Genomic DNA, 25,333 nt, shown 5'->3' with positions numbered 1-25,333 from the left:
CTCTGCCCACGACTGTGGGCAGAGCACGACCGCGCTCAGGTGAACCGCTCCTGCAGGTGGACCGACACCTCCTGGCCCGCCGCGTCCTTGCCGATCGCCCGGCACAGCGCCTTGCGCAGCGGCAGCCAGTGCGGCCCCTCACCCGACGGCATGCAGGTGGCGGTGAACGGGTGGCCGTCGATCGTGCCGCCCACCTTGACCGCCTTGCGGGTGCCGAACAGCTCGGCCGAGCCGGGGACGGTGACGTAGGTGGGGAAGGCGCCGTCCTTCTCGATCGGCGCGGTGAACGTGGTCGCGAGGTCCTGGGGAGCCATGCCGGTCCAGACCTCCCCGGCACCCCGGACTCATCGGCGGGCCGACGATCGGGCCCGTGCCGCCTCGGCTCGTCGATGCCGCGGACGACCTGCGCCAGGCCGGCGGTGCCCAGCGGCACGGCGTCGAGCCACCCTGGGACCCGCACCTGCGCGCGGGGACGTGCCGTGCCGCCCGCGACACGGAGTCCACGACTCCCGTCCCACCCGGGAACCCCGTTGCCGCGCGGGCCGCCGCCCTGCGACCGTGGCCGGCACGGGGATCCGCTCCGCCCGACACCGGAGGCCGCCGTGACGCAGATCGACGAGGCCGTGACCGTCTACTACAAGCCGGGGTGCCCCTACAGCACCAAGCTGCGGGCGAAGATGGCCGCCACCCGCCTCCCCCACCGCGCGGTGCGGTTCACCGACGACCCGGAGGGCGCCGCCGCGGTCCGCGCGCACCACCCCGAGGGCTGGGAGGTCTCCCCCACCGTCGTCGTCGGCGGCCGGTACCTGACCAACCCGAGCCTGCGCGAGGTACGCGCGGCGATGTCCGGGCGCTGACGGCGGTCGCGGAGCACCGGGACCGTCCCCGGCCGCCGCTACGCTCCGCGCCACCCCGACCCGGAGGCGCTCGTGATCCGCACCTACCCGCACGGCGTGACCTGCTGGATCGACACCGAGCAGCCCGACCCGGCCGCCGCGGCCGCCTTCTACGGCGCCCTCTTCGGCTGGGAGTTCACCGACGCGGTGCCGCCCGGCGTGCCCGGCTCCTACCTCGTCGCGACGCTGGACGGGCAGGACGTCGCCGCCGTCGCGCCCGGCGACGGCCCACCGGCCTGGAACACCTACGTCGCGGTCGACGACGCCGACGCGACCGCCGCCGCGGTGCCCGGGCTGGGCGGCACGGTGCTCTCCGGCCCCGAGGACGCCGGGCCCGGCGGGCGGACGGCGACCTGCGTGGACCCGCAGGGGGCGGCGTTCCGGCTGTGGCAGCCCCGCCGGCGCCCGGGCGCCCAGCTCACCAACGTGCCGGGCACCTGGAACTTCTCCGACCTGCACACCTCCGACCGCGCGGCTGCGATGGCCTTCTACCGGCCGCTGTTCGGCTGGCGCGACGTCGACATGGCCCAGGACGCCGGCACGATGCTGCAGGTCCCCGGCTACGGCGACCACCTGGCCGCGACCGTCGACCCGGGCATCCACGAGCGGCAGGCGTCCGCGCCGCCCGGCTTCGCCGACGTCATCGGCGGCCTGCTGGTCACCGGCGACGAGCCGCCGCACTGGCACGTCGTGGTCACCGTCGCCGACCGGGACGCCTCCGCGGCCACCGCCGAGCGGCTCGGGGCCACCGTGCTGCGCACCGCCGAGGACACCTGGACCCGCACCGCCCTGCTGCGCGACCCGCAGGGCGCCGAGCTCACGGTCAGCCAGTTCACCCCGCCCGACGGCGACTGGTGAGCCCGCGGCCTCGCCGCGCGCATCGACCGGGACGCCCCCGGCCCGGCATGATCGGCGGGTCCCCCCGCTGACCTCCGAGAGGGGCACCGTGTCCGCACCACCCCGCACACCCACGGCGGTCCCGGCCTCCCGGCCGGCCCCGGGCGCGCTCGACGGCAGGGTCGCCGTCGTCACCGGCGCCAGCAGCGGCATCGGCGCCGCGACGGCGCGCTCGCTGGTGTCCGCCGGCTGCCGCGTCGCGCTCCTGGGCCGCCGCGGCGACCGCCTGCAGGCCGTCGCCGACAGCACCGCCGACCCCGCCCGGACGCTCACCGTCGCCGCCGACGTCTCCGACGGGCTCGACCTCGCCGACGCCCTCGACGCCCTGCACGACCGGTTCGGCCCCGCCGACCTGGTCGTGGCCGGCGCCGGCGTGCTCACCGGCGCGCCGTTCGAGGACGGCGTGCCCGCCGAGTGGATCGAGATGATCGACGTCAACCTCGGCGGCATCCTCCGCACCGCGCAGACCTTCGCCCGCGACCTGCTGGCCACCGCCGAGACCGGCCGCCCGGCCGACCTGTTCCTCATCGGCGCGCTCGCCGGCCAGGTGCGCTTCCCCGGCTACGCCGTCTACTCGGCGGTGGAGGCCGCGGTCGCCCAGCTGGCCCGGGCGCTGCGCGCCGAGTACGGCCGCCGCGGCGTGCGCGTGCACGTCGTCGCGCCCGGCCTCACCGACACCGACCTCGGCTCCGAGATCAGCCACGACGGCACCGCGCGCGGCTGGGCCGAGCACCGCGAGGTCGTCGTCCCGATGGACCCCGACGACGTCGCGCGCACCGTGCTGTTCGGCGCCGGCCTGCCGCCGCGGGTCAACGTCGCCGAGCTGCTCGTGCTGCCGACCCGCCAGGACCCCTACCTGCCCACCCGGCGCGGGACGGGGGTCCGGTGAGGGGCACCCCGCGGGGCGAGCTGGAGCGGCCCTCGGCGCTGGGGCGGGTGCTGCGGCTGGCCGACTCCGACGCCGCGGCGGCCGCCGTGCTGCTGGTCGCGACGCTGGTGGCGCTGGTGTGGGCCAACGTGCCGGGCTCCACCTACGAGGAGACCTGGCACACGCCGTTCGCCGTCAGCCTGGGCGACACGGTCCTCGAGATGGACCTGCGGCACTGGGTCAACGACGCGCTGATGGCGCTGTTCTTCTGCCTGATCAGCCTCGAGGTCAAGCGGGACCTGGTGCTCGGCGAGTTCCGCGACACCCGCCGCATCCGCATCCCGGTCGTCGCCGCGCTGGCCGGCCTGGTCGTGCCCGCCCTGGTCTTCCTCGCGGTGACCGGGCTCAGCGACCAGCCCGGCGAGGCGCGCGCCGCCTGGGGCGTGGTGATCTCCACCGACACCGCGTTCGTGCTCGGCCTGCTGGCGGTCGTCGGCCGGGCGGTGCCGGTCAACCTGCGCGCGTTCGTGCTCGCGCTGTCGGTGGTCGACGACGTCGGCGCGCTGGCCGTCATCGCCGTCGCCTACACCGAGGACCTCACGCTGCTGCCGCTGGCGGTGGCCGCCGTCGGGCTGGTCGCGGTGGTGTGGCTGCGGCGGATGCGGGTGTGGCGCGGCGGGGCGTACCTGCTGGTCGCGGTGCCGGTCTGGCTGGGCGTGCTGGCCTCCGGCGTGCACCCGACGGTGGCCGGCGTCGCGATCGGCCTGCTGCTTCCGGTGTACCCGCCCAGCGCGGACGAGGTCGACGCCGCGGAGGCCGCGGCCCGGGACTACGGGCGGACGCCGACCTCCAGCGGGGCGCACCGCGCGGTGCTGAGCCTGACCCGGTCGGTGTCGATCAACGAGCGCGGGCAGCGGCTGTTCCGGCCGTGGGTCAACCTCGCCGTCGTCCCGGTGTTCGCCCTGGCCAACGCCGGCGTCGTGCTCAGCGCCGAGACCCTGTCCGCCGCCGCGACCTCCGGTCTGACCTGGGCGATCGTGATCGGGCTCGTTGTCGGCAAGGTGGTCGGGGTGACCACCGCGTCGCTGGCCGCCGTCCGGCTCGGGATCGGCCGGCTGCCCTCGGGGTTGTTCCCGCGGCACGTGTTCGCCGCCGGCGTGCTCAGCGGGATCGGTTTCACCATCTCGCTGTTCATCATCGACCTGGCCCTCGACGACGAGGCGCTGGCCGCGCAGGCGCGGATCGGGGTGCTCGGCGCGTCGGTCCTCGCGGCGCTGCTGGCGCTGGCCGCGGTCGCCGTCGTCCGGGCGGTGGACCGGTCCCGGCTGCCCGGCCGGCAGCGGCTGGCCCGGCCGGTGAGCGCCACGCGCGACCACGTCCGCGGCCGGGTCGGCGCGCCGATGGAGCTCGTCGTCTACGCCTCGTTCGTGTTCACCAACGCCGGGCGCACCGCCGAGGTGGTCGACGAGCTGCGGCAGGTCCTCGGCGACGACCTGGTCTTCGTCTACCGCCACCTGCTCACCGACGACCCGGCCTCGGCCCGCGCCGCCGAGGCCGCCGAGGCCGCCGCCGCGCAGTCGCGGTTCTGGCCGATGCACGACGCGCTGGCCGCGCGGGCCGGGCGCCTCGACGACCGGGCGATCCGCCGCTGCGCCGTCGACGCCGGGCTGAACCTCGCCCGGGTCGACGACGCCGTGGCCTCCGGCGCGCACGCCGCGCGCGTCCGCGAGGACGACGACGACGCCCGCGCGATGGCCCTGGACGAGCCGCCGCGGTTCTTCGTCAACGGCCAGCTCTACGACGGCCCGCTCGACGTCGGGCCGATGCGGACCGCGCTGGAGCAGACCGCCGGGCGGTCGCGGGCGCGGGCGGCGGCCCCGGCGGACGCGCCGGCCGAGGACGCGCTCCCGGTGCGCTCGCCGGCGGTGCGCGAGACCGCCGACGCGGAGCCGGTGGCGTGACCGCGCCGGGAGGGGTGCGGCCGGTCGCCGGCCGCCGCGCGGTCGTCATCGGGCTGCCGCTGATCGCCGACGCGGTGGTCGCCGAGCTGACCGCTGCGGGGGCGGTGGTCGAGCAGGTCGGCTCCGCGCGCGACGTGCTCGACGCCGCCGACGGCGTGCGCGAGCGGCTGGGCGGCGTCGACCTGGTGGTGGCCGTGCTGGGCGGCGTCGGCGGCGGCCCGTTCGGGCTGTCGCCGGCCGAGCGGTGGGCGGAGATCATCGAGCAGGGCGCCGGTGACGCGGTGCTGGCCGCGCGCGCGTTCCTCGACGACCTGCTGACCGCGGCGGCCAACGACTCCGCGGCCGACCTGGTGCTGGTCGGGTCGGCGGCGGCGTCGGAGCTCGTGCCCGCGTTCGCCGTGCACGCCGCCACGGCCGCCGGCGCCGCCCAGCTCGCCCGCACGCTGCGGCTGGAGCTGGGCGGCACCCTGGTCCGGGTGCGGCACGTCGCCGTCGGCTGGGTGTCCCCGACCGCCGCGGCCGACGGCGGGAACGCGCTGCTCCCGGAGGACGTCGCGCAGACCGTGCTGTTCACCCTCACCCTGCCGCCGACGACGAACGTCGCCGAGGTGTCGCTGCTGGCCACCCGCAGCGGCTGAGCGATGAGTGCGGGGACCGGCGCCGGTCTCCCCTGCACCCACGGCAGGAGGAGGCGGACGGTGGACGAGCGGTTCAGGGCGACCCTGCGGAAGAGCCCGGCACCTGGCGGGTGGACGTACCCGGTGTGGCCGGAGTCGGTGCGGGTGCTCGGCACGCGCGGGCGGGTGGAGCAGGCCGGCGACGAGGTCGAGGTGCACCTGCTCGAGCGGATCGGGACCCGGTGAGCGGGGTGGCGCCGGGGCGGGTCGCGGCCGCGTCCGCGGCGGCGTTCGTGGCGAGCACGGCCTGGTACACGGCCTTCGGCGAGCGGCTGGCCCGCCTCGACGAGGTCTACGCGCAGCCCGGCCCGTCCCCGGCGGCCGTCGCCCCGGTGGAGCTGGTCCGCAGCGGGGTGGTCGCCGCCGCGGTGTCGGTGCTCGCCGACCGGCTGCCGGCCCGTGGTCCGCGCGCGGCGCTCAGGCTCGGCGCCGGGCTGTGGGCGGCGTTCCCGCTGGTGCTGCTCACCGGGTCGGTCGTCCACGAGCGGGTGCCCTGGCAGCAGGCCGCGATCCACGCCGGCGACTGGCTGGTCAAGCTGCTGCTCGTCTCCGCCGTCGTCGGCCGCGACGGCTGAGCGGTCAGCCGGCGGCGGCCCCCGCCCGGGAGCGGTCCCGCCACTCCCGCGGGCTGACGCCGTACCCCGCCCGGAACCGGCGGGCGAAGTAGGAGGCGTCGGTGAAGCCCCAGCGCCGGGCGACCGCGGCGATCGAGCGGTCGCCCGGCCGGGCCAGCTCGGCCCGGGCGCCCTCCAGCCGCTGCGCGATGACCTCCTGCTCGAGGCTGAATCCGGCCGCGGCGCAGATCCGGTACAGCTGCCGCACCGACACCGCGTGCGCCCGGGCGATGCGCTCGGCGTCCAGGTCCGGCTCGGTCAGGTGCCGGCGCACGTAGCCGCGCACCCGGGCCGGCAGGGTCTCGCCGAGCACGTCGTCGGCACCGCGGGCGCCGTCGGCGGCCGAGGCCAGCAGCGCGCGGGCCAGGTCGACGGTCGCCGACGCCAGCGAGTGCACCAGCGGCTCGGCGGCGAGCAGCGCGACGTCGCGGGTCAGCTGGGTGACGTGTGCGCGCACCAGGCCGTACAGCGGGCTGCGGGCGGCGACCGGCAGGGCCCGCCGGACGGTGTCGATCGGCAGGCCGAGGGAGGCGGCCGGGATGCGCAGCGCCCGGCACACGCCCCGCCCGGACCACGCGTACCGGTAGGCCGAGGACACCTCGCTGAACGACAGCTCGCCGGCGGCCACCAGCCGGCGGTGACCGAACTGCTCCTGGCGGGCGGTGCCGGTCTCCTGCACGGCGAGGGAGAGCACCGGCTCCGGGTCGGCACGCGCGTGGCGGGCGGTGCGCAGCAGGGTCACGTCGCCGGTCAGGTCCAGCCGCAGGACGGAGATCCCCGCCAGGTCCCAGCCGTCGAGCCGGGCCCGGGCCGGCGCCGAGGGGTCGGGGAAGCGGATCCGCGAGGACATCGTGGCCTCGAGCAGGTCGGCCACCCGCGCGGGACGGCGGTCGGCGGCGGCGAGGGCGTCGGTGTCGACGAGGGTGGCCACGGGGCCTCCAGGGTCGGCAGCGGATCGGGGGCGGGTCGGCGGCGTCGCCTCCGGGCCGATCCTGGCCGGGGACGCGAGGCGGCGGAAGGCCGTCGCCCCGGCGAGCCCGGCAGCCTGGGTCCGGTACCGGTCACGCAGGGCACAGCCCGGCCGCGGGAGCGCCCCTAGCGTCCGCGGCGTCCGCGGCCCGGCCGGGTGGCCGCGCCCCTCCCCCGGAGGCCCGCCGTGACCGCTGCCGCCCCCGTCCCCGTCGTCTTCGTGCACGGCCTGTGGCTGCACGCCACCAGCTGGACGCCCTGGGTGGAGCTGTTCGCCGCCCGCGGCTACGACCCGGTCGCGCCGGGCTGGCCGGGCGAGCCGGCGACCCCCGAGGAGGCGCGGGCGCGCCCCGAGGCGGTCGCCGGCCTGGGCATCGCCGACGTCACGCGGCACTACGCCGACGTCGTCGCGCGGCTGCCCGCGGCGCCGGTGGTGGTGGGCCACTCGTTCGGCGGGCTGGTCGCGCAGCAACTGCACGGGATGGGCCTGACCCGCGCCTGCGTGGCGCTGTCCCCCGCCCAGTTCCGCGGCAACCTCGCGCTGCCCCCGGCGCAGCTGCGCACCGCCTGGCCGGTGCTGTCCCGCCCCGGCCTGCGCACGCGCACCTGGGCGCACACGCGCGACAGCTTCGCCCGCGGCTTCGCCAACGGGGTGTCCCGCGCGGAGTCCGACCGGCTGTACGAGGCGTTCGCGATCCCGTCCCCCGCGCGGCCGCTGTTCCAGGCCGCGCTGGCCGCGTTCTCCCCGCGCAGCGAGGCCGCCGTCGTCACCCGCCGCGAGCGCGGGCCGGTGCTGCTCGTGGCCGCCGGGCTGGACCGCACGGTGCCGGCTGCGAGCACCCGCGCGGCGTACCGCATCCAGCGGCGGCACGGCACCGGCGTCACCGAGCTGGTCACCTTTCCCGACCGCGGCCACTCCCTCGGCGCCGACCCCGGGTGGGCGGAGGTGGCCGGCGTCGCCCTGGACTTCCTCGCCCGCCAGGGCGCCGGCGCGCCGTCCACGGAGCCGGTCGAGGGGGTGCACTGAGGTCCGGGCCGCCGCCCGGGCTCCTGTGATCGGCACGGGTGGCGCCGGGACGACCGGGGTAGGGCCGCCCGGACGGCAGCGCCGGGCCACCCGGCCCGGCCCCGAGAAGTGGGGAGGCGACCATGGCACTGCCCGAACGGGACTCAGTTGTCGACTGGGTCGGCAGGACGGTGGTCGACCGGCACGGCGCGGAGATCGGCACGGTGACACACCTGCTCGCCGACGAGGAGACCGGCCGGCCGGAGTGGCTGTACGCGGACATGGCCGGCGCGACGGTCGTCGTCCCGCTGTTCGACGCGACCGGCGAGGGCGACCGGGTGCAGGTGGTTGTCGACCGCGGGCTGGTCGACGGCGCACCGCGCTTCGGCGAGAGCCGCGAGCTGACCACCGAGCAGGAGGCCGCGCTCTACCGCCACTACGGCATCGAGGCGACCACCGAGACCTCCGAGACCCTGCTGCCGGCGCCCGACGCGGAGCCGCCGGCGACCACCGCCGTGGCGGTGTCCGGCGAGGAGGTGGCGCCCCTGCCCACCCCCGACGCCGACGAGGAGCTCCCGCCCCCGCCGCCGGTGGCCCAGCCCGGCGACCGCGACTTCGGCCGCGCCGACCAGCCGCAGGGCCGGTCGCCGGCCGCCCGCGCGGGCGGGGCCGCGGGCGGGCTCGCCGCGCTGCTGGCACTCGGCGGCCTGCTGTTCGCGGTGCTGCGGCGGCGCCGGCAGCCGGCCACGCCGGTGTCCCGCCGCGCGCGGCGCGGCGCGAAGGCCGCCAAGCGCACCGGCCAGAAGGCCGCGAAGCGCACCGGGCGGAAGGCCGCCCGGCAGGCGCGCGCGGTGCCGGCGGCCGGCCGGGCACGGGTGGAGCACCTCGTGGCGGCGGCCGCGCCGGTCGTCGCCGACGCCGCCTCGTCGGTGCGGGAGGCCGCCCGCGGCGGCGCGTCCGCGGCCGGGCCCGCCGTGGCCAACGCCGCGCACCTCGTGAGCGAGGCCGCCCGCGGTGTCGGCGAGGCCGCCCGCGGCGGCGCGTCCGCGGCCGGGCCGGTCCTGGCGACCGCCGCCCAGCGCGTCGGCGAGGTGACCCGGACCGGCGCCGCGGCGGCCGCTCCCCTGCTGGCCACCACGGGCCACGCGCTGCAGACCGGCGCCAGCGCCGGCGCAGAGGCCGCGAAGCAGGCCCTCGACGCCCTCCCGGAGCTCACCTCCACGGTGGTCTCCCGGGCCACCGAGGCCGGCGCCGAGATCGGGCAGGCCGCCCTCCGCGCGGCCGCACGGGTCAGCGGCGCGGTCGAGGCGGTGCCCGAGGAGGTCGCCGAGGTCGGCCACCGCATCCGCAAGCGCGGCCGGCGCGTCGCCCGGCTGACCTCGCTCGGCGCCGGCCTGGGCACCGGCTACGTCGTCGGCGCCCGCTACGGCGACTACGGGCAGCTCCAGCAGGCCGCCGCGCGCGTCACCGGCCGGGCCTGACCGTCGCACGGTGCCCCCGGGTGCAGGCTCCGTCCTGCACCCGGGGGCACCGCCTCGTTGTGCCGCGGATCACATGAGCCCTAGCCTCCGGGGCGGTCCCTGCTCGACTCCCCCGAGGTCAGGTGCACGATGAAGAAGCTCATCAACGACCCCGCCGACGTCGTCTCCGACGCCCTCCGCGGCATGGAGCTGGCACACCCGGACCTGCTCCGGGTCGACCACGAGAACCGGGTGGTGTTCCGCCGCGACGCGCCCGTGCAGGGCAAGGTCGGCATCGTCTCCGGCGGCGGCTCCGGCCACGAACCCATGCACGGTGGCTTCGTCGGCCGCGGCATGCTCGACGCCGCCTGCGCCGGGGAGGTGTTCACCTCGCCGGTGCCCGACCAGATGCAGGCGGCGACCGCAGGCGTCTACAGCGGCGCCGGCGTGCTGCACATCGTGAAGAACTACACCGGCGACGTCATGAACTTCGAGATGGCCGCCGAGCTGGTCGCCGCCGAGAGCGGCATCGAGGTGGCCACCGTCGTCGTCGACGACGACGTCGCCGTCACCGACAGCCTCTACACCGCCGGCCGCCGCGGCGTGGGCACCACGGTGCTGCTGGAGAAGATCGTCGGCGCCGCCGCCGAGGAGGGCCGGCCGCTGATCGAGGTGGCCGACCTGGCCAAGCGGGTCGACGACGCCGGCCGCAGCATGGGCATGGCGCTCACCTCCTGCACCGTGCCCGCCGCCGGGACGCCGACCTTCTCCCTCGGCGACGACGAGATGGAGATCGGCATCGGCATCCACGGCGAGCCCGGCCGGCGCCGCGAGAAGCTGGCCCCGGCCCGCGAGGTGGCCGCGATGCTGGTCGAGCCGATCCTCGGCGACCGCAGGTACACCGACGGCGTCATCTGCTTCGTCAACGGCATGGGCGGCACCCCGCTGATCGAGCTCTACGTCGTCTACGCCGAGGTGGCCGCGATCCTGGAGAAGGCGGGGATCGGGATCGCCCGGTCGCTGGTCGGGCCGTACATGACCAGCCTGGAGATGGCCGGCTGCTCGGTCACCCTCCTGCAGGCCGACGACGAGATGCTGCGGCTGTGGGACGCGCCGGTGGTCACCCCGGGCCTGCGGTGGGGGGCCTGAGCGTGGCGGTGGGCACGGAGGACCTCACCGCCTGGCTGCGCCGGTTCGCGGAGTCCGTGCACGAGCAGCGGGACCGGCTGACCGCGCTCGACGCCGCCATCGGCGACGCCGACCACGGCGCCAACATGGACCGCGGCATGACCGCCGTCGTCGCCACGCTGGACGAGGCCCCGCCGGCCGACGCCGCGGCAATGCTCAAGAAGACCGGCGCCACCCTGGTGAGCAAGGTCGGCGGGGCCAGCGGCCCGCTGTACGGGACGCTGTTCCTGCGGATGGCCGGCGCGGCCGGCGGCGGCGACCTCGACGACGCCGCGTTCGCCCGGGCGCTGCGGGCGGGCCTGGACGGCGTGGTCGCCCGGGGCAAGGCCGAGGCCGGCGACAAGACGATGGTCGACGCGCTGGGCCCGGCCTGCGACGCCCTCGACGCCGCGGTGGAGGCGGGCAAGCCGCTGGCCGACGCGCTCGCCGCGGCGGCGGACGCGGCGGCGCAGGGCCGGGACGCGACCGTGCCGATGGTCGCCCGCAAGGGCCGGGCCAGCTACCTCGGCGAGCGCAGCGCCGGGCACCAGGACCCGGGGGCGACGTCGACGGCGCTGCTGGTCGAGGCCGCCGCGGCGACCCTGGGACGGTCGTGAGCGTCGGCCTCGTCGTCGTCTCGCACAGCCGGGCGCTGGCCGACGCCGCCGTCGAGCTGGCGCGGCAGATGCTGCCCGGGCGGGAGCTGGCGATCGCCGTCGCCGCGGGCACCGAGGACGGCGGGCTCGGCACCGACGCCGCCGCGGTGGCCGACGCGATCGCGGAGGCCGACTCCGGCGACGGCGTCGTCGTGCTCATGGACCTCGGCAGCGCGGTGCTCTCGGCCGAGACCGCGCTGGAGTTCCTCGACGACGACGTCCGGTCGCGGGTGACCCTCTCCCCGGCGCCGCTGGTGGAGGGGCTGGTCGGCGCGGTCGTGCTGGCGTCGACCGGCGCCTCCCGCGAGCAGGTCGCCGCCGAGGCCGAGCGCGGGCTGGCGCCCAAGCAGGCGCACCTGGCGTGACGCCTGGGACACGCGGGACGGCGGCCTTCCCGCGGCGACGTGGTCGGCCGATGAGCCGGGCATGCGCGCCAGCCACGTCGCCACCGCACTCGCCGCCTTCACCGCCGGCCTGACCGCCGCGTCCGCGCTGCACCGCCGCGCCGGCCGCCCGGCCCCGGCTCCCGCCGCCGACACCGCCGTCGGCACCGCCGTCGAGCCGGCCGCGCCGGCCCCCACGCGGGACGCCGTCGTCCTGCCCTTCCCCCGCCCGGCACTGCCCGCCGAGCGGGTCGTCGAGGCGCCCGCCGCCCGGCCGGCCCGCTGCGGCGACACCGGCGGCGTGACGAGGGCCGGCGCGCCGTGCGCCGCCCGCGCCACCAGCGGCGGCCGCTGCCACCACCACCCGCTGGCGGCCTGATCCCGCCGCCTGCGGCTACACCCTGTCGTCGATCACGTTGACGTAGCCCTCCCGGCCGAGCACCCGGTAGCAGAGGTACCCGTTCGCGTTGCGGTCGAGGTCGGCGAAGGCGGCCTCGACGTCCGCCACGACCGCCCTCCGCGGCAGGTCGGGGTTCAGCTCCACCAGCACGGCGACCAGCTCCCGTTCGCCGGCCAGGTCGAGGCCGGCCGAGCAGGTGCCCGGCTGCGGGGGCGCGGCCACGGCCGGACCGGCGAGGGCGGCGACGGCGAGCACGCCGGCGGTGACGACGGCAGCGCGGATGGACGTGCGCACGAGGACCTCCGTGGTGTCGCCCGGATCGTGCGTGTGACCCGGGTCACTCCTCCTGGGAGGCCGGACCGTAACGCCTGACGTGCAGGAACGGAGTGCTCGTCGTCGTCCCCCTGCGGTAGACAGCGCTCGTGGGCCGGGGTGCGGGAGCCGGGGTGCTGGACCGGCGCGCGCTCGGCCGCGCCACGCTCGCCCGGCAGTTGCTGCTGCGGCGGGACGGGCGCGGCGCCCTCGACGCGGTCGGCCACCTGGTCGGCCTGCAGGCGCAGGAGCCGCAGGAGCCGTTCGTCGGGCTGTGGTCGCGGTTGACGGCGTTCCGTCCGGACGGGCTCGACGGTCTGCTGGAGTCGCGCCGCGTCGTCCGCACGCTGCTCATGCGCCGGACGCTGCACCTGGTCACCGCGGGCGACTGCCTGCGCCTGCGGCCGGTGCACCAGGCGATGCTCGTCGCCCGGGCGCGCGGCACGCTGGGGCGCCGGCTGCCCGGCGTGGACCTCGGCGAGCTCGCCGCGGCCGGGGAGCCGCGGTTCGCCGAGGCGCCGCGACTGCTGTCCGAGGTGGGCCGGCTGGTCGGCGACCGCTGGCCGGACGCCACCGCCCGCGACCTCGGCGACGCGCTGTCCAGCCTGGTGCCGCTGGTGCAGGTCCCGCCGCGCGGGCTGTGGCGGCAGCGCGCCCCGGCCCGGAACACCACGGTGCGCGCCTGGCTGGGGCGCGCCCCGGAGGACGGGCCGCCCGACGCCGTCCTCGACGACCTGGTGCTGCGCTACCTGCGCGCGTACGGGCCGGCGGCGACCGCGGACCTGCGGTCCTGGTCCGGGCTGAGCGGCCTGCCCGCGGTGGTCGCCCGGCTCCGGCCGCGGCTGCGGACCTCCCGGGACGAGCGCGGCCGCGAGCTTCTCGACGTCCCCGACGGTGTCCTCCCCGACCGCGACGAGCCCGCGCCGGTGCGCTTCCTGCCCGCGTTCGACAACGCGGTCCTCGGCTACGACGACCGGTCCCGGGTGATCGCCGACGAGCACCGCGGCCTGAGCGTGGCCGGCGCCCGCGTCGTCCTCGTCGACGGCACCGTGGCCGCCACCTGGACGACCCGCGACCGGGACGACGGCGGTGTCGCGGTGACCGTGCAGCCGCTGCGGCGGCTCACCGCGGCCGAGCGGGACGAGGTCGAGGCCGAGGGCGCCGGCCTCGCCGCCTTCCTCGGCGACGGCGTGCCGGGACCGGTCGCGGTGACCGGCTGATCAGGCGGCCGGGTCCCGCAGCTCGCGCTCGAGCCCGTCGAGCACGAGGTCGAGGCCGTAGCCGAACTCCGCCCCGTAGTCGTAGCCGGGCCGCAGTACGTGCTCGGTGGTGAACTCCGCGAGGTGCGGGTAGCTCTCGGCGAACCGGACCATCAGCTCGGCCGCGAGCTCCGCGGTCTCGGCCGGCGTCTGGAACGGCAGCGCGCGCTCCTGCAGCGCGAAGCCGTACACGTAGCTGTCGATGGCCGAGTAGGCGTGCGCGGCCAGCACCACGGGGAAGCCGGCCGCGCGCAGGCAGCCGAGGACGGCGTCGTGGTGGGCGAGCGTCGCGTGCCCGGGCGAGCGCCGGGACTCCAGGAGCCCGACGGCCCACCGGTGCCGCGCCAGCGCCGCCCGCATGGCGTCGGCGCGCTCGCGCATCGCCGTCCGCCAGCCGGCCCCGGTGCCGGGCACCGGCACCTCGGCGAAGACCAGGTCGACCATGCCGTCGAGCAGGTCGTCCTTGCCGCTGACGTGGTGGTACAGCGACATCGCCTCCACCCCGAGGGCCTCCCCGAGCCGCCGCATGGTCAGCGCGCCGACGCCGTGCTCGTCGGCGAGCGCCACGGCGGCCTGCAGCACCCGGTCCCGGCTCAGCGCCTTCCCGTTCGAACGACGTCCCGGCACCTTGACGACCTTACGCCGTAAGGTGCAGCCTTACGGCGTAAGTCACTCCGTCGAGGAGGAGCCATGTCCGGACAGTCCGCCGTCGTCCCGTCCGTCATGACCGCGGTGGCGCAGCAGCGCTACGGGCGCGATCCCGAGGGCCTGCTCGCCGTCGGGGAGGCGGCCGTGCCGCGGCCCGGCGAGGGCGAGGTCCTCGTGCGCGTGCTCGCCTCCAGCGTCGACCGCGGCACCTGGCACCTCATGGCCGGCCTCCCCTACCCCATGCGGGCGGTGTCGGGCCTGCGCCGGCCGAAGGCGCCGAACCCGGGCCTGAACCTGGCCGGGGAGGTCGTCGCCACGGGCAGCGGGGTCGCCGGCCTCGCCCCCGGCGACCGGGTGTACGGGATCGGCCGGGCCACGTTCGCCGAGTACGCCGTGGCGCCCGCCCGGAAGCTCGCGCCGCTGCCGCCCGGCCTCACCCCCGAGCAGGCCGCCACCGTGCCGGTGTCCGGGCTCACCGCCCTGCAGGCGGTGCGCGACCACGGCCGCGTCGAGGCCGGGCAGCGGGTCCTGGTGCTGGGTGCCTCCGGCGGCGTGGGCGGCTTCGCCGTGCAGGTCGCCCGGGCCGCCGGCGCCGAGGTGACCGGGACGGCGAGCACCGCCAAGTGCGACCTCGTCCGCGGGCTGGGCGCGCACACCGTCGTCGACCACACCCGGCAGGACCCGCTGGACGGCGGCGTCCGCTACGACGTCGTCGTCGACACCGGCGGCAACCGCCCGCTCCGGGCGCTGCGCCGCGCGCTCACGCCGCACGGGCGGCTGGTGATCATGGGCGGGGAGAACGGCGGCCGGTGGCTCGGCGGGACGGACCGCCAGCTGCGTGCCCAGGCGCTCTCGCCGTTCGTCGGGCAGCACCTGGGCACGTTCGTCTCCCGGGAGGACGGTGACGGCCTCCGGGCCCTGTCGGCCCTGGTGGAGGCCGGCGCGCTTACCCCCGCCGTCGACCGGGTGTTCCCGCTGGTGGAGACGTCCGCCGCCGTCCGGCACCTCCTGGACGGCGGCGCGCGGGGCAAGGTCGGCATCCGCGTCACCGGCTGACCTCGCAGGCGGCGGCCGCCTCCGCGGCCGGGACCGCGCGCCGACCCCGGGTTGCCGGGGAGCGGGGACTGGGCCAGGGTCGCCTCGCGGTCCGGCCGGAGGAGGGTGCCCGTGGAAGCCGACGTGATCGTCGAGATCCCCAAGGGCTCGCGGAACAGGTACGAGTACGACCACCGGCTCGGCCGCATCCGGCTGCTGCGGATGCTGTTCACCGCCACCGGCTACCCCGGCGACTACGGGTTCGTCCCGGACACCCTCGCCGAGGACGGCGAGCCCATCGACGCCCTGCTGCTGCTCGGCGAGCCGACCTTCCCCGGCTGCCTCGTGCGCGCCCGGGTCATCGCCGTGTTCTGGGTGCACGACGAGCGCGGCCCGGACGCGAAGCTGCTGTGCGTGCCGGCGAGCGACCCGCGGATGGAGCACCTGCAGGAGCTCGAGGACGTCCCCATCCACCAGGTCGCGGAGATCTGGCACTTCTTCGAGATCTACGAGGCGCTGACGCCGGAGAAGTCGGCCGAGACCCGCGGGTGGGAGCGCCGGGCGCAGGCCGTCGCGGCGCTGGAGGACGCGCAGCGGCGGTTCGCCGAGCGGGCCGCCGGTGAGCCGGACGGATGACGGGGGCTTCCGCCGCGACCGCCCGGCCGCCAGGGTGACCGGGTGACCCGGGAGCTGCGGCTGACCACCACCCTCGCCCCGCGTGGCCCGGCGGCCGCCATCGTGCTGACCGACGAGCAGGCCGCCGGCCTGGGCGGGGGCGCCAAGGCGTTCCCCGTCCGGGTCACCGTCGGCGGGGTGACCGTGGAGGGGCGGGTCGCGCGGATGGGCGGCGAGAACCTCATCGGGCTGAGCAAGGAGCGCCGGGCCGCCCTCGGCGTGAGCACCGGCGACACCGTCGACGTCGTCGTCGCCCTCGACCGGGCCGAGCGCACCGTCGAGGTGCCGCCGGACCTGGCCGAGGCGCTGGCCGCGGCGGGCGTGCGGGAGGCCTTCGACCGGCTGTCCCACACGCACCGCAAGGAGCACGCGCGGTCGGTGGCCGACGCGAAGAAGCCCGAGACCCGCGCCCGCCGGGTGAGCGCCGTGGTGGCCGCCGTCTCCGCCTGAGGGCCCCGCACCCTTACGGACGATCTCGTCTCACGAAGGGCGGGCGGTCGCGCGCGCACGGTGACGGGCACACCCGTCCGGATCCGGGCGGTGGTCGGGTGCTCCCCGGACCGGCCCGCGCGCTCCCACACTGGGCGCGCGCCCTGCGTCGGGCACCTGCCGCACCGGCGGCAGTTCCTCAGAGCCGAGGTGCTCCCGATGACGCAACCCACCCCCTGCCCGATCCTCGACCTGAACCTCGGGCCGCTGGACCTGAACCTGCTGGGCCTGCACGTGCACCTCAACGAGGTGGTGCTGGACATCGAGGCCATCCCCGGCCCGGGCAACCTGCTGGGCAACCTGCTGTGCGCGATCGCCGGGCTGCTCGACGGCGTCGACCTCGGCGGCGTCCTGGGCAACCTGCTGCAGGAGCTCATCGACGCGCTCATCCGCCTGCTCGAGGGCATCGGCGGGGGTGGCGGCGGGGGCGGCGGCACCGCGCCGGTCGCGCGGCAGGCGGCGGCGTGACCGGCCCGCAGGACCCCGCGCCCGCGGCGGCCGCCGCGGAGGAGCTGGAGCGGCTCCAGGAGCTGCTCCGGCGGGCCGGCCGGGACCGGGCCGACCCCGGTGAGGTGGCCCGGGCGGTCGGGGCCTACTGGCGCGACCACGGCCCGGCGCTGCGGTCGGCGGCGGCCGCCCTCGGCGACTCCGCGCGCGGGCAGGTGCTGGCCGAGCTGTACCGCATGCGGGACGAGCTCGGCCGGCAGCTGCAGGGCCAGCGGGCGTCGGCGCACCGCCCACCGGAGCCGGGAACCGGGGACGAACCGGGCTGAGGGCGCTCAGAGCGAGAGGACCCGCCCGCGGCGCGGGTCGGCGTCGCCGTCCAGCAGCGCCGCCCACGCCCCGGTGACCGCGTCGGCGCCGGTGCGGTGCTCGACGGTCAGCAGCCCGGGCGCCCGGGTCGCGGCGAACTCCGGCCAGGCGGCACCGATCCGGCGGGCGGACGACGGGTCCAGGGCGGCCGCCGCGTCCGGCGCGGAGAACACCTCCGGCTCGGGCCCGGGCAGACCGCTGCTCGCGAAGGAGGCCCGCGGCCAGTGCGTCGCGCGGACCACGACCGAGGCGCGCAGGACGCCGGCAGTGGCGCGGTGCACCGCGGCGCGCAGGTCCGGGTCGCCGGCGAGGTCGACCAGCACGACGCCGCGGTCCGCCGGCAGGGCGCCGACCTCCTCGTAGGCCAGCACCCGGTCGTACAGGCCGAGCGCCGCCGTGGCCGCGGCGTGCCGGGACGACGTCAGCCCGACCAGCTCCGGCGGGTCCCCGTGCGCCCGGACCGCCGCCGCGGTGCACACGGCGGTGCGGCTGGACGCCGACGTCAGGACCACCACCCCGGCCCCGGCCCGGGCCACGCGGTCGGCGAGCAGCCATCCGGTCTGGAACAGCGGCCGCAGCACCGCCGCGACGTCGTCGTGCCCGGGGAGGAACCCGGCCTCGGGCACGGCGCGGGCGTAGCGGGTGTAGGCCCGGGCGAGGGAGGCGCGGGCGGCCGAGCGGTCGGCCAGGCCGCCCGGGCCCGCGGCCACCTCGAGGGTGACCCGGCTCGACATGGGCCAGAAGCCGAAGAAGCGGTCCCCCGCCGCGACGCCGTCGACACCGGAGGCCGTGACCCGGCCGAAGCCCCAGACCGGGACCCGGCCCCAGCCCTCCGGCGCCGGGAAGTGGTCCCAGTACCGCCAGGAGTCGCCCAGGACGGCGTAGGTGAGGTTGTTCGCGGTCAGCCCGAAGCGCTCGACGGCGAACTGCACCGCGCCCCGCGGCACCTCGGTCCGCGGCGGCTCCCCCGGGTCGCAGCGCACGGTCCGCAGGTCGTCGCGCCGGACGAGGACGTCGACCACGTCGTCCCTCCCCTCTCCGTGCCGGCCGGCGCCGGACTCCTCCGGCGCCGGCCGGGAGCTCTCACGCGCGGCGCGCGGTGAGCAGCAGGTACTCCCAGTCGAGGACGACGCCGTCGGTGCCGCGGTCGTACCGGGCGGCCAGCGCGGCGAGGTCGTGGTCGAGCGCGGCGACCCGCTCGGGGTCGTCGCCGACGTTGCGGTAGGTCGCGATCGTCGGCCCGTAGACCGCCTTCCACGAGTCCCGCCACGCCTCCGGCGACGGGTAGCCGCCGACCGTCACGGTCTGCCGGCGGGCGACGACGTCGGTGACGCGGTCGCCGAGCAGGTCGCGGACGTGCTGCTCGTCGCCCCACAACGGCGGCGGCTGCGCACCGGGCGGCGGCGGGGGCGCGTAGGGCCTCATGGTCCGGAACATCTCGCCGACGAAGCCCTCCGGCGTCCAGCTGACCAGCCCGATCCGCCCGCCGGGGCGGCACACCCGCACCAGCTCGTCGGCGGCCTGCCGGTGGTGCGGCGCGAACATCACGCCGACGCAGGACAGGACGACGTCGAAGCTCGCGTCCGGGTGGGGCAGCGCCTCGGCGTCGCCCTCCTCCCACGTCACCTCGGCGCCCTCGCGCGCGGCGAACGCCCGGCCGGCATCGAACAGCTCCGGCGTGAGGTCCGAGGCCACGACCTCGGCGCCGGCCAGCGCGGCGGGCACGGCGGCGTTGCCGCTGCCGGCCGCGACGTCCAGGACGCGGTCCCCCGGGCCCACGCCGGCCGCGGCGACCAGGACCCGGCCCAGCTCCGGGATGAGGTCCCGGGCCACGGAGGGGTAGTCGCCCAGCGCCCACATCGCCCGGTGCTTCGCCTTCAGCGCGCGGTCGGCGGTCGCGTCGATGGTGTCGGTCATCGGGAGTGCTCCTCGTCGTCGGTGCGGGGGTCCCCGCGGTGTGCCGACGACGCTGGTGCCGGCGGGTTGCAGACCGCGTGCACCGCGGATGCAGAGGTCATGCAGCGGTCATGCACCGGCGGCGACCCGGGCGAGCGCGGTGCGGGCCTGCGCGACCGCCGCCGCCTCGGCGGCGCGGGGGTCGCCGGCGGCCGCACCCTCGGCGGGCGGGCCGAGCGGGGAGGGCTTGCCCGCCGCCACCAGGCAGGCGTGCAGGGCCGCGGCGTCCGCCTCCGCGCCCACCCGCTGCAGCAGCCGGGCCACGTAGCGCAGGTCCAGCCACTGCTGCGTCGAGTCCCCGACCCGGTCCCAGTGGTCGATGACGGCGAGCAGTGCGCGGGCGGCCGCCGCCGGGTCGCCGTGCACCGCCCGGGTCGCGGCCGCCTCCATCAGCGCGATGCCGTGCCACCAGAAGTTGTGCACGGCGGCGGCCAGCGCGCCCGCCTCGTCGAACAGCGCCAGCGCCCGGCCGGGGTCGGACTTCTTGAGCACCAGGCCGAGGGCGTAGCGGCCCATCGACTGCGCCGTCGGGTTGGCGGTGGCCTCGGCGACGTCGAGGCTCTCGCGGGCGGCGGCCAGCCCCTCCTCCGGCCGGCGGCGCACCGCCTGGCACACGGCGACGTAGTACAGCGTCCACACCAGCCGGATCCGGTCGCCGTCGGCCCGGGCCCGCTCCGCCTCGGCCACGTAGTGCGCCAGCGCGGTCCCGGAGTCGCCCTCGTAGAGCGCGACGTCCGCGAGCACGTCGCCCGGGTGGGCGATGCGGGCGGTGCCGGGCAGCGGCGGCCGGCCCCGGGCCAGCTGTGCGGTGGCCCGGGCGTGCGCGAAGTCGCCGCGGTTCCACGCGCCGCGGGCGGCGGCGCCGACGGCGGCCGGGTACAGCGGGTGGCCGGGGTCCACGACGGGCAGCAGCTGCTCGGCCCAGGCGTAGGCCTCGTAGCCGACCCGCAGGTGCACCAGCTCGGGCACGGCCGCGACCAGCCGCACGGCCAGGTCCCACTCCCGGTCGGCGGCGGCGCGGGTGAACGCGGCGCGCAGGTCGTCGTAGACGCCGAGGGCCTCCTCCGCCCACGCCCGCTCGTCCGGTCCCTGCAGCCCCGCACCGGCCCGCTCGGCGTAGTCGACGTGGTGGGCGACGTGCCGCCGGGCCAGCTCCGCGGACTCGCCCGCCGCCTCGGCCTGCGACCGGCCGTAGGCCCGCAGGGTCTCCAGCAGCCCGTAGCGGCTGTGCACGCCGCTGCGCGCCACCACCATGGACCGGTCGACCAGCCGGGTCAGCCGGTCCAGGACGTCGTCCTCGGTGGCGGCGGGCTCGGCGACGGCGTGCACGGCGCGCAGGTCGGCCCCGCCCGCGAACACCGACATGCCGCGGAACAGCCGCTGCTCGTCCTCCGGCAGCAGCCGGTAGGACCACTCGATCGCGGCCACGAGGCTCTGGTGCCGCGGCACCGGCCCGCGCCCGCCGCCGAGCAGCGGCGCGTCCTCCAGCCGGGCGGCCACCTCGCCCGGGCTCATCACCCGCATGCGGGCCGCGGCCAGCTCGATGCCCAGCGGCAGGCCGTCGACGCGGCTGCAGATGGCGGCGACGGCGTCGGCGGCCGCTGGGTCCAGGCGGAAGTCCGGCGTCGCGGCTCGGGCGCGCTGGACGAACAGCGCGGTGGCGTCCGCGAGCGGCAGCGGCGGCACCGGCCACACCTGCTCGCCGTCGACGCCGAGCGGCTCCCGGCTGGTCGCCAGCACCACCACGCGCGGGCAGCGCTGCACGACCTCGGCAACGAGCGCCGCGGCGTGCGGCAGCACGTGCTCGCAGTTGTCGACGACGAGCAGCAGCGACCGCCCGCGCAGGTAGTCGAGCACGGTCTCCTCGACCGACAGCCCCGACCGCTGCCGGATGCGCAGCGCCGCGGCGACGGCGTCCCCGACCGGGCTGCCGTCGGGCAGGGCGGCGAGCTCGCACAGCCACACGCCGTCGTCGAACCGCGTCCGGTCCCGGGCGGCGACCTCCACCGCGAGCCGGGACTTGCCCGTCCCGCCGACGCCGGTCAACGTCACCAGCGGGCCGGCCCGCAGCGCGTCCAGCACCCGGGCGACCTCGGACTCCCGGCCGACGAAACCGCTGGCCCGGCGGGGCAGGTTGCCCGGCGGCGGCCGCGCGGCGAGCGCGGGGTCGTGCACGAGGATCCGCCGGTACAGCTCCCGGGCCGGCGCGGCCGGCTCCACCCCCAGCTCGTCGTCGAGGCGGGTGCGCAGGTCGTGGAAGGCGGCGAGCGCGTCGGCCTGGTGCCCGGTGGCGTAGCGCGCCCGCATCAGCGCCACCGCCGGCCGCTCCCACGTCGGGTGCCGGCGCACCAGCGCCTCCAGCTCGGGCACCGCCTCGGCGGCGCGGCCCAGCTCGACCAGCGCGTCGGCGCGGTCGGCGGCCGCGCCGACGCGCAGCTCGGTCAGCCGGGCGGCCTCCGCGGCGGCGAACTCGTCGTCGGCGAACTCGGCGAGCGCGTCGCCCCGCCACAGGGCCAGCGCGGCGTCGAGGTCGGCCAGCGCCCGGGCGTGATCGCCCGCCGCGGCGGCCGCCCGGGCGGTGCGGACCCGCTGCTCGAACTCGGCCGCGTCCAGCGTCGCGCCGTCGAGGTCGAGGCAGTAGCCGGGCGGGCGGTGCCGGAGCGGGGCGGCGTCGCCGAAGACGCCGCGCAGCCGGGAGACGTAGGCGCGCAGCGCGGTGACCGCGCCGTCGGGCGGCGCGTCGCCCCAGACCGCGGCGAGCAGCCGGTCGGCCGGCACCACCTCGCCGCGGGCGACCAGCAGCGCCGCGAGCAGGGTGCGCGGCTTGTGCCCGCCGACGGCGACCGGCCCCGAGCCGTCCTCGACCTGCAGCGGGCCCAGGACCCGGAAGTGCAGGTGCGTCGCACCGGTCATCGCTGCCTCGCCTGCAAGCGGACTGCAACGGGCGCGGCCGACCCTAGCGGCGGCCCCGGGAGCGCGACCAGACGCGGACCCGCTCCCGGCCTGCACGAGGAGGCAGCACCATGACCGCACCGACCCGGCGGCTCGCCGTCGGCGTGACCCCGATGGAGACCCGCCCCGACGTCGTCCTGCACCTCGCCGACCGCGCCGAGGAACTGGGCTACGAGGCGTTCCTGCTGGCCGAGGGATGGGCGCACGACGCGCCGGTCCTGCTCGCCGCGATCGCCACGCGGACCCGGCGGATCCGCCTCGGCACCGGCGTCCTCAACGTGTGGGGGCGAAGCCCCGCGCACCTGGCGATGCTCGCGTCGTCACTGGACACGCTGTCCGGCGGCCGGTTCGTCCTCGGCCTGGGCGCAGGCTCGCCGCAACTCGCCGAGGGCCTGCACGACGAGCCGTTCACCGCGCCGGTCGCCCGCCTCGGCGCGGTCACCCGGCAGGTGCGGGCGCTGCTGGCCGGCGAGCGGATGACGCCGTCGCGGCCGGGCGGGCAGCGGCCGCTGCGGCTGGCCGTGCCGCCGCGGCCGCACCTCCCGGTGCACCTGGCCGCGCTCGGGCCTGCCGCCGTGCGGCTGGCCGGCGAGGTGGCCGACGCCTGGTACCCGTTCCTGCTCCCCCGGTCCGGTCTCGCGGCGGGCCTCGCCCTGCTGCGGGAGGGCGCGGCGGGCGCGGGGCGTCCGGTGCCGCTGGTCAGCCCCGGCGTCCCGGTGGCGGTGGCCGACGACCCGGCGGTCGCGCGGACGACGGCGTCGTGGTGGCTGACCACCTACCTGACGGCGATGGGCCCGCTCTACCCGCGGACGATGCGCCGCGCCGGGCTCGGCGCCGCCGTCGACGCGGTGCTCGCCGCCGGGCCCGGCGAGGTGCCCGCGGGCGCGGAGGTGCTGGTCGACGAGCTGCTGCTGCACGGCGACGCCGGCACCGCGGCGGCGGCGCTCGACGCCTGGCGCGCGGCCGGCGCCGAGCTGCCCGTCGTCGTCCTGCCGCCGGGGCGGCCGGTGGCCGAGCTGGACGCCGCACTCGAGGCCCTCAGCCCGCAGCGGGTACCGCAGCTCGTGTGAGCGGCCCGCCGGAACGGGTTGGTCCGTCGCCTGCTGGGTAGCGGCGGCGGGAGCGACCGACCAGAGGGAGGACGGACATGGGCAAGCTGTCGTTGGGACTGGGTCTCGGGGTGGGCTTCGTGCTGGGCGCACGGGCCGGACGCGAGCGGTACGAGCAGATCGCGAAGACGGCGCGGGACCTGCTGGGCCGGCCGGAGGTGCAGCAGACGCTGGAGAGGGCCCGCGAGGCCGCGCCCGCCCCGCTGCAGGGGAGCATCGACAAGCTCACCGCGCAGGCGTCCGGGGGCGGCGGCACCGGCGGTGGCACGAGCGGCGGCACCGTCGACGCCGGGACGGTGGCCGCAGGCAGCAACGCCGACGCGGTGGTCCCCCCGACCCCGCCGACGGTCGCCGAGGCGTTCGTCCTCGAGGACGCCGACGTCGAGACGCCGACCACCCCTGCCGCGGACACGCGGACCACCGGCGGGACGGCCGGCCCCGTGCCGGACCCGCTGATCCCGCCCGCCAAGTCGGGCCAGTAGCCGCACGGCTGCTCGCCCCGTCTCCTCCGGGGTGTCACACGCGGGACGCGGCCGGTGTCTCCATGTCGACACACCGCACACCCTGGAGGAGACATGGCGAGCAGCACCCGGGTCCCCGCGACCGAGATCACCGGCCTGTACGGGGCCCTGCTGAAGACGATGAGCCGCCGGATGCTGGGCCAGGTGCCCGAGGGCGCCGGGGTCCTGTGGCACCACCCGGCGGTGCTCAAGGACTCCATGGCCTTCGGCCGCAAGGTCGACTCCTGGAACCGGCTGGACCCGCACCTCGCGACGTTCGCGGCCATGTCCGCGGCCGCCACGGTCGGCTGCGGCTTCTGCCTGGACCTGCACCACTTCCTCGCCCACGACCGCGGGCTCGACGAGGCGAAGGTGCGGGAGGTGCCGCGCTGGCGGGAGTCCGCCGTCTTCACCCCGCTGGAGCGGCGGGTCATGGAGTACGCCGAGGCGATGAGCCGGACGCCGCCGGCCGTGACCGACGAGCTGTCGGCCGCGCTGCTGGACGAGCTGGGACCGGCCGCGCTGGTGGAGCTGACCGCCAGGATCGCCTTCATGAACTCCAGCGCGCGCAGCAACGTGGCCCTCGGCATCCGGTCGCAGGAGTTCTCGGCGTCCTGCGGCCTGCCGCCGCTGGCGGCCCCGTCGGCGGCCGGCGTCGCCACGGCATGACCGAGGACCCGTTCGTCGCCCACCGCGGCCTGCTGTTCACCGTCGCCTACGAGATGCTCGGCTCCGCCGCCGACGCCGACGACGTGGTGCAGGAGACCTGGCTGCGGTGGGCGGAAGGGGACCGGGCGGCGGTGCGCGACCCGCGGGCCTACCTGGTGCGGATCGTCACCCGCCAGGCGCTGAACCGGCTGCGCACCGTGGCCCGCCGCCGCGAGGACTACGTCGGCGAGTGGCTGCCCGAGCCGCTGCTGACCAGCCCGGACGTCGCCGAGGACGTCGAGCTGGCGGAGAGCGTGTCCATCGCGATGCTCACCGTGCTGGAGACGCTGTCGCCGACCGAGCGCGCGGTCCTCGTGCTGCACGAGGTGTTCGACGTGCCCTACGACGAGATCGCCGAGGCGGTGGACAGGTCCGCCGCCGCGGTGCGGCAGATCGCGCACCGGGCGCGGGAGCACGTGGCCGCGCGCCGTCCGCGGACGACGGTCAGCCGCGCCGAGCAGCAGCGCGTCGTCGACCGGTTCCTCGCCGCGCTCACCGCCGGCGACCTGCAGGGCCTGATGGACGTGCTGGCGCCCGACGTCGTCGCGGTCGCCGACGGCGGGGGCCTGGCGCCGGCCGTGCTGCGCCCGATCGCGGGCCGGGAGCGGCTGGCCCGGGCGCTGTCCCGGTTCGCCGACCTGGTGCCCGACGTCGAGATCACCACGCCGCTGGTCAACGGCGCGGTCGCCCTGCGGATCGACCCCGGCGGCGAGTTCGACACGGCGATCACCGTCGTCGTCGAGGACGGGCGGATCAGCCGGATGTACGCGATGCGCAACCCGCACAAGCTCGGCCGCCTGGACGAGCCCGCCGACCTCCGGCGGTGACGGCGGGAGGCAGAAGGTCTCGTCGGGGTGGGTGCGCCGGACCGGGCCGCCGTCGGGCGCGGTGCCAGGATCGCGCCGAGGGCCAGGAGCACGATC

30 protein-coding genes are annotated in these 25,333 nt (G+C 77.8%); 23 read left to right on the top strand and 7 right to left on the bottom strand.

The genetic code is table 11. From position 1 onward, the window contains the following. Positions 1 to 35 precede the first annotated feature (35 nt). The gene (locus ACI8AA_RS21165; protein WP_457046341.1) at positions 36 to 314 is read right to left on the bottom strand and encodes a DUF1905 domain-containing protein; all 279 of its coding nucleotides are present in this window, start codon (positions 312 to 314) and stop codon (positions 36 to 38) included. Between the two features lie 288 nt (positions 315 to 602). Between ACI8AA_RS21165 and ACI8AA_RS21160 the strand changes: the two genes are divergently transcribed. The 7 genes from ACI8AA_RS21160 to ACI8AA_RS21130 all read left to right on the top strand — a co-directional run bounded on the left by ACI8AA_RS21160 (position 603) and on the right by ACI8AA_RS21130 (position 5,874). Next, complete coding sequence (locus ACI8AA_RS21160) at positions 603 to 857, top strand: glutaredoxin family protein (protein ID WP_457046340.1); 255 nt, start codon at positions 603 to 605, stop codon at positions 855 to 857. 72 nt (positions 858 to 929) lie between these two features. Next, positions 930 to 1,754, top strand: coding sequence for a VOC family protein (locus ACI8AA_RS21155; RefSeq protein ID WP_457046339.1), 825 nt, complete (start codon positions 930 to 932; stop codon positions 1,752 to 1,754). Between the two features lie 88 nt (positions 1,755 to 1,842). Further along, entirely contained in the window at positions 1,843 to 2,682 is an 840-nt protein-coding gene (locus ACI8AA_RS21150) for an SDR family oxidoreductase (RefSeq protein WP_457046338.1), read from the top strand. Further along, complete coding sequence (nhaA, locus tag ACI8AA_RS21145; protein WP_457046337.1) at positions 2,679 to 4,622, top strand: Na+/H+ antiporter NhaA; 1,944 nt, start codon at positions 2,679 to 2,681, stop codon at positions 4,620 to 4,622. The genes ACI8AA_RS21150 and nhaA overlap by 4 nt, the downstream gene beginning before the upstream one ends. Next, positions 4,619 to 5,260, top strand: coding sequence for an SDR family NAD(P)-dependent oxidoreductase (locus tag ACI8AA_RS21140; RefSeq protein WP_457046336.1), 642 nt, complete (start codon positions 4,619 to 4,621; stop codon positions 5,258 to 5,260). Before nhaA ends, ACI8AA_RS21140 begins: the two co-directional genes overlap by 4 nt. A 60-nt stretch (positions 5,261 to 5,320) precedes the next feature. Further along, positions 5,321 to 5,485 carry a hypothetical protein gene (locus ACI8AA_RS21135; protein ID WP_457046335.1) on the top strand — a complete coding sequence of 55 codons (165 nt, stop codon included), beginning with the start codon at positions 5,321 to 5,323 and terminating at the stop codon, positions 5,483 to 5,485. Continuing rightward, the gene (locus ACI8AA_RS21130) at positions 5,482 to 5,874 is read left to right on the top strand and encodes a DUF1761 domain-containing protein (RefSeq protein ID WP_457046334.1); all 393 of its coding nucleotides are present in this window, start codon (positions 5,482 to 5,484) and stop codon (positions 5,872 to 5,874) included. Before ACI8AA_RS21135 ends, ACI8AA_RS21130 begins: the two co-directional genes overlap by 4 nt. A gap of 4 nt (positions 5,875 to 5,878) precedes the next feature. Here the strand turns inward: ACI8AA_RS21130 and ACI8AA_RS21125 are convergent, their stop codons facing one another. Further along, positions 5,879 to 6,844 (bottom strand): helix-turn-helix domain-containing protein, encoded by a 966-nt coding sequence (locus ACI8AA_RS21125; protein ID WP_457046333.1) that lies wholly within the window; start codon positions 6,842 to 6,844, stop codon positions 5,879 to 5,881. A gap of 225 nt (positions 6,845 to 7,069) precedes the next feature. On the opposite strand from ACI8AA_RS21125, the gene ACI8AA_RS21120 reads away from it, so the two are divergent. The 6 genes from ACI8AA_RS21120 to ACI8AA_RS21095 all read left to right on the top strand — a co-directional run bounded on the left by ACI8AA_RS21120 (position 7,070) and on the right by ACI8AA_RS21095 (position 11,933). Beyond that, the gene (locus ACI8AA_RS21120) at positions 7,070 to 7,909 is read left to right on the top strand and encodes an alpha/beta hydrolase (RefSeq protein ID WP_457046332.1); all 840 of its coding nucleotides are present in this window, start codon (positions 7,070 to 7,072) and stop codon (positions 7,907 to 7,909) included. 122 nt (positions 7,910 to 8,031) lie between these two features. Further along, a complete protein-coding gene (locus ACI8AA_RS21115; RefSeq protein ID WP_457046331.1) occupies positions 8,032 to 9,369 on the top strand; it encodes a PRC-barrel domain-containing protein in 1,338 nt (445 codons plus the stop codon). A 129-nt stretch (positions 9,370 to 9,498) separates the two neighbouring features. Beyond that, on the top strand, positions 9,499 to 10,497 hold the full coding sequence (gene dhaK, locus ACI8AA_RS21110) for a dihydroxyacetone kinase subunit DhaK (RefSeq protein WP_457046330.1): 999 nt from the start codon (positions 9,499 to 9,501) through the stop codon (positions 10,495 to 10,497). Between the two features lie 2 nt (positions 10,498 to 10,499). Then, positions 10,500 to 11,132, top strand: a complete 633-nt coding sequence (gene dhaL, locus ACI8AA_RS21105; RefSeq protein WP_457046329.1) for a dihydroxyacetone kinase subunit DhaL — start codon at positions 10,500 to 10,502, stop codon at positions 11,130 to 11,132. After that, a complete protein-coding gene (gene dhaM / locus ACI8AA_RS21100) occupies positions 11,129 to 11,536 on the top strand; it encodes a dihydroxyacetone kinase phosphoryl donor subunit DhaM (RefSeq protein WP_457046328.1) in 408 nt (135 codons plus the stop codon). Before dhaL ends, dhaM begins: the two co-directional genes overlap by 4 nt. A gap of 61 nt (positions 11,537 to 11,597) precedes the next feature. Further along, the gene (locus ACI8AA_RS21095) at positions 11,598 to 11,933 is read left to right on the top strand and encodes a hypothetical protein (protein ID WP_457046327.1); all 336 of its coding nucleotides are present in this window, start codon (positions 11,598 to 11,600) and stop codon (positions 11,931 to 11,933) included. A gap of 15 nt (positions 11,934 to 11,948) precedes the next feature. Here the strand turns inward: ACI8AA_RS21095 and ACI8AA_RS21090 are convergent, their stop codons facing one another. Then, positions 11,949 to 12,248, bottom strand: a complete 300-nt coding sequence (locus ACI8AA_RS21090) for a hypothetical protein (protein WP_457046326.1) — start codon at positions 12,246 to 12,248, stop codon at positions 11,949 to 11,951. 152 nt (positions 12,249 to 12,400) lie between these two features. Between ACI8AA_RS21090 and ACI8AA_RS21085 the strand changes: the two genes are divergently transcribed. Continuing rightward, on the top strand, positions 12,401 to 13,486 hold the full coding sequence (locus tag ACI8AA_RS21085) for a winged helix DNA-binding domain-containing protein (protein WP_457046325.1): 1,086 nt from the start codon (positions 12,401 to 12,403) through the stop codon (positions 13,484 to 13,486). Here the strand turns inward: ACI8AA_RS21085 and ACI8AA_RS21080 are convergent, their stop codons facing one another. Beyond that, positions 13,487 to 14,152 (bottom strand): TetR/AcrR family transcriptional regulator, encoded by a 666-nt coding sequence (locus tag ACI8AA_RS21080; RefSeq protein WP_457046324.1) that lies wholly within the window; start codon positions 14,150 to 14,152, stop codon positions 13,487 to 13,489. A 63-nt stretch (positions 14,153 to 14,215) separates the two neighbouring features. Between ACI8AA_RS21080 and ACI8AA_RS21075 the strand changes: the two genes are divergently transcribed. The 5 genes from ACI8AA_RS21075 to ACI8AA_RS21055 all read left to right on the top strand — a co-directional run bounded on the left by ACI8AA_RS21075 (position 14,216) and on the right by ACI8AA_RS21055 (position 17,145). Continuing rightward, positions 14,216 to 15,229, top strand: coding sequence for an NAD(P)-dependent alcohol dehydrogenase (locus ACI8AA_RS21075; protein WP_457046323.1), 1,014 nt, complete (start codon positions 14,216 to 14,218; stop codon positions 15,227 to 15,229). A gap of 111 nt (positions 15,230 to 15,340) precedes the next feature. Beyond that, positions 15,341 to 15,844: an inorganic diphosphatase gene (locus ACI8AA_RS21070; RefSeq protein WP_456926350.1), complete on the top strand. Its 504-nt coding sequence runs from the start codon at positions 15,341 to 15,343 to the stop codon at positions 15,842 to 15,844. Positions 15,845 to 15,886: 42 nt separating this feature from the next. Then, entirely contained in the window at positions 15,887 to 16,333 is a 447-nt protein-coding gene (locus tag ACI8AA_RS21065; RefSeq protein ID WP_457046322.1) for a YdeI/OmpD-associated family protein, read from the top strand. Between the two features lie 198 nt (positions 16,334 to 16,531). Beyond that, positions 16,532 to 16,840, top strand: coding sequence for a hypothetical protein (locus tag ACI8AA_RS21060; RefSeq protein WP_457046321.1), 309 nt, complete (start codon positions 16,532 to 16,534; stop codon positions 16,838 to 16,840). Next, the gene (locus tag ACI8AA_RS21055; RefSeq protein WP_457046320.1) at positions 16,837 to 17,145 is read left to right on the top strand and encodes a hypothetical protein; all 309 of its coding nucleotides are present in this window, start codon (positions 16,837 to 16,839) and stop codon (positions 17,143 to 17,145) included. The genes ACI8AA_RS21060 and ACI8AA_RS21055 overlap by 4 nt, the downstream gene beginning before the upstream one ends. A 6-nt stretch (positions 17,146 to 17,151) precedes the next feature. Here the strand turns inward: ACI8AA_RS21055 and ACI8AA_RS21050 are convergent, their stop codons facing one another. From ACI8AA_RS21050 to ACI8AA_RS21040, 3 genes are all read right to left on the bottom strand, one after another. After that, positions 17,152 to 18,207 carry a DUF2855 family protein gene (locus tag ACI8AA_RS21050; RefSeq protein ID WP_457046319.1) on the bottom strand — a complete coding sequence of 352 codons (1,056 nt, stop codon included), beginning with the start codon at positions 18,205 to 18,207 and terminating at the stop codon, positions 17,152 to 17,154. Positions 18,208 to 18,268: 61 nt separating this feature from the next. Next, positions 18,269 to 19,102 (bottom strand): class I SAM-dependent methyltransferase, encoded by an 834-nt coding sequence (locus tag ACI8AA_RS21045; RefSeq protein WP_457046318.1) that lies wholly within the window; start codon positions 19,100 to 19,102, stop codon positions 18,269 to 18,271. A 108-nt stretch (positions 19,103 to 19,210) separates the two neighbouring features. Further along, positions 19,211 to 22,054, bottom strand: coding sequence for an AfsR/SARP family transcriptional regulator (locus tag ACI8AA_RS21040; RefSeq protein ID WP_457046317.1), 2,844 nt, complete (start codon positions 22,052 to 22,054; stop codon positions 19,211 to 19,213). Between the two features lie 110 nt (positions 22,055 to 22,164). Between ACI8AA_RS21040 and ACI8AA_RS21035 the strand changes: the two genes are divergently transcribed. From ACI8AA_RS21035 to ACI8AA_RS21020, 4 genes are all read left to right on the top strand, one after another. Then, positions 22,165 to 23,163, top strand: coding sequence for an LLM class flavin-dependent oxidoreductase (locus tag ACI8AA_RS21035; protein WP_457046316.1), 999 nt, complete (start codon positions 22,165 to 22,167; stop codon positions 23,161 to 23,163). Between the two features lie 77 nt (positions 23,164 to 23,240). Beyond that, positions 23,241 to 23,684, top strand: a complete 444-nt coding sequence (locus ACI8AA_RS21030) for a hypothetical protein (RefSeq protein WP_457046315.1) — start codon at positions 23,241 to 23,243, stop codon at positions 23,682 to 23,684. A 93-nt stretch (positions 23,685 to 23,777) separates the two neighbouring features. Then, entirely contained in the window at positions 23,778 to 24,371 is a 594-nt protein-coding gene (locus ACI8AA_RS21025) for a carboxymuconolactone decarboxylase family protein (RefSeq protein ID WP_457046314.1), read from the top strand. Beyond that, positions 24,368 to 25,237: an RNA polymerase sigma-70 factor gene (locus ACI8AA_RS21020; protein ID WP_457046313.1), complete on the top strand. Its 870-nt coding sequence runs from the start codon at positions 24,368 to 24,370 to the stop codon at positions 25,235 to 25,237. The genes ACI8AA_RS21025 and ACI8AA_RS21020 overlap by 4 nt, the downstream gene beginning before the upstream one ends. Positions 25,238 to 25,333 lie beyond the last annotated feature (96 nt).

It is taken from the genome of Geodermatophilus sp. SYSU D01180 (genome assembly GCF_054050415.1).
The sequence above is the reverse complement of the archived record's forward strand: the minus strand, read 5'-3'. Positions and strand labels throughout refer to the sequence as shown.

Coding starts and splice junctions, on each gene's coding strand:
- ACI8AA_RS21165 (WP_457046341.1), bottom strand. CDS start 314: ATGGCTCCCCAGGACCTCGCGACCACGTTCACCGCGCCGATCGAGAAG.
- ACI8AA_RS21115 (WP_457046331.1), top strand. CDS start 8,032: ATGGCACTGCCCGAACGGGACTCAGTTGTCGACTGGGTCGGCAGGACG.
- dhaK (WP_457046330.1), top strand. CDS start 9,499: ATGAAGAAGCTCATCAACGACCCCGCCGACGTCGTCTCCGACGCCCTC.
- ACI8AA_RS21095 (WP_457046327.1), top strand. CDS start 11,598: ATGCGCGCCAGCCACGTCGCCACCGCACTCGCCGCCTTCACCGCCGGC.
- ACI8AA_RS21075 (WP_457046323.1), top strand. CDS start 14,216: ATGTCCGGACAGTCCGCCGTCGTCCCGTCCGTCATGACCGCGGTGGCG.
- ACI8AA_RS21060 (WP_457046321.1), top strand. CDS start 16,532: ATGACGCAACCCACCCCCTGCCCGATCCTCGACCTGAACCTCGGGCCG.
- ACI8AA_RS21045 (WP_457046318.1), bottom strand. CDS start 19,102: ATGACCGACACCATCGACGCGACCGCCGACCGCGCGCTGAAGGCGAAG.
- ACI8AA_RS21040 (WP_457046317.1), bottom strand. CDS start 22,054: ATGACCGGTGCGACGCACCTGCACTTCCGGGTCCTGGGCCCGCTGCAG.
- ACI8AA_RS21035 (WP_457046316.1), top strand. CDS start 22,165: ATGACCGCACCGACCCGGCGGCTCGCCGTCGGCGTGACCCCGATGGAG.
- ACI8AA_RS21030 (WP_457046315.1), top strand. CDS start 23,241: ATGGGCAAGCTGTCGTTGGGACTGGGTCTCGGGGTGGGCTTCGTGCTG.
- ACI8AA_RS21025 (WP_457046314.1), top strand. CDS start 23,778: ATGGCGAGCAGCACCCGGGTCCCCGCGACCGAGATCACCGGCCTGTAC.
- ACI8AA_RS21020 (WP_457046313.1), top strand. CDS start 24,368: ATGACCGAGGACCCGTTCGTCGCCCACCGCGGCCTGCTGTTCACCGTC.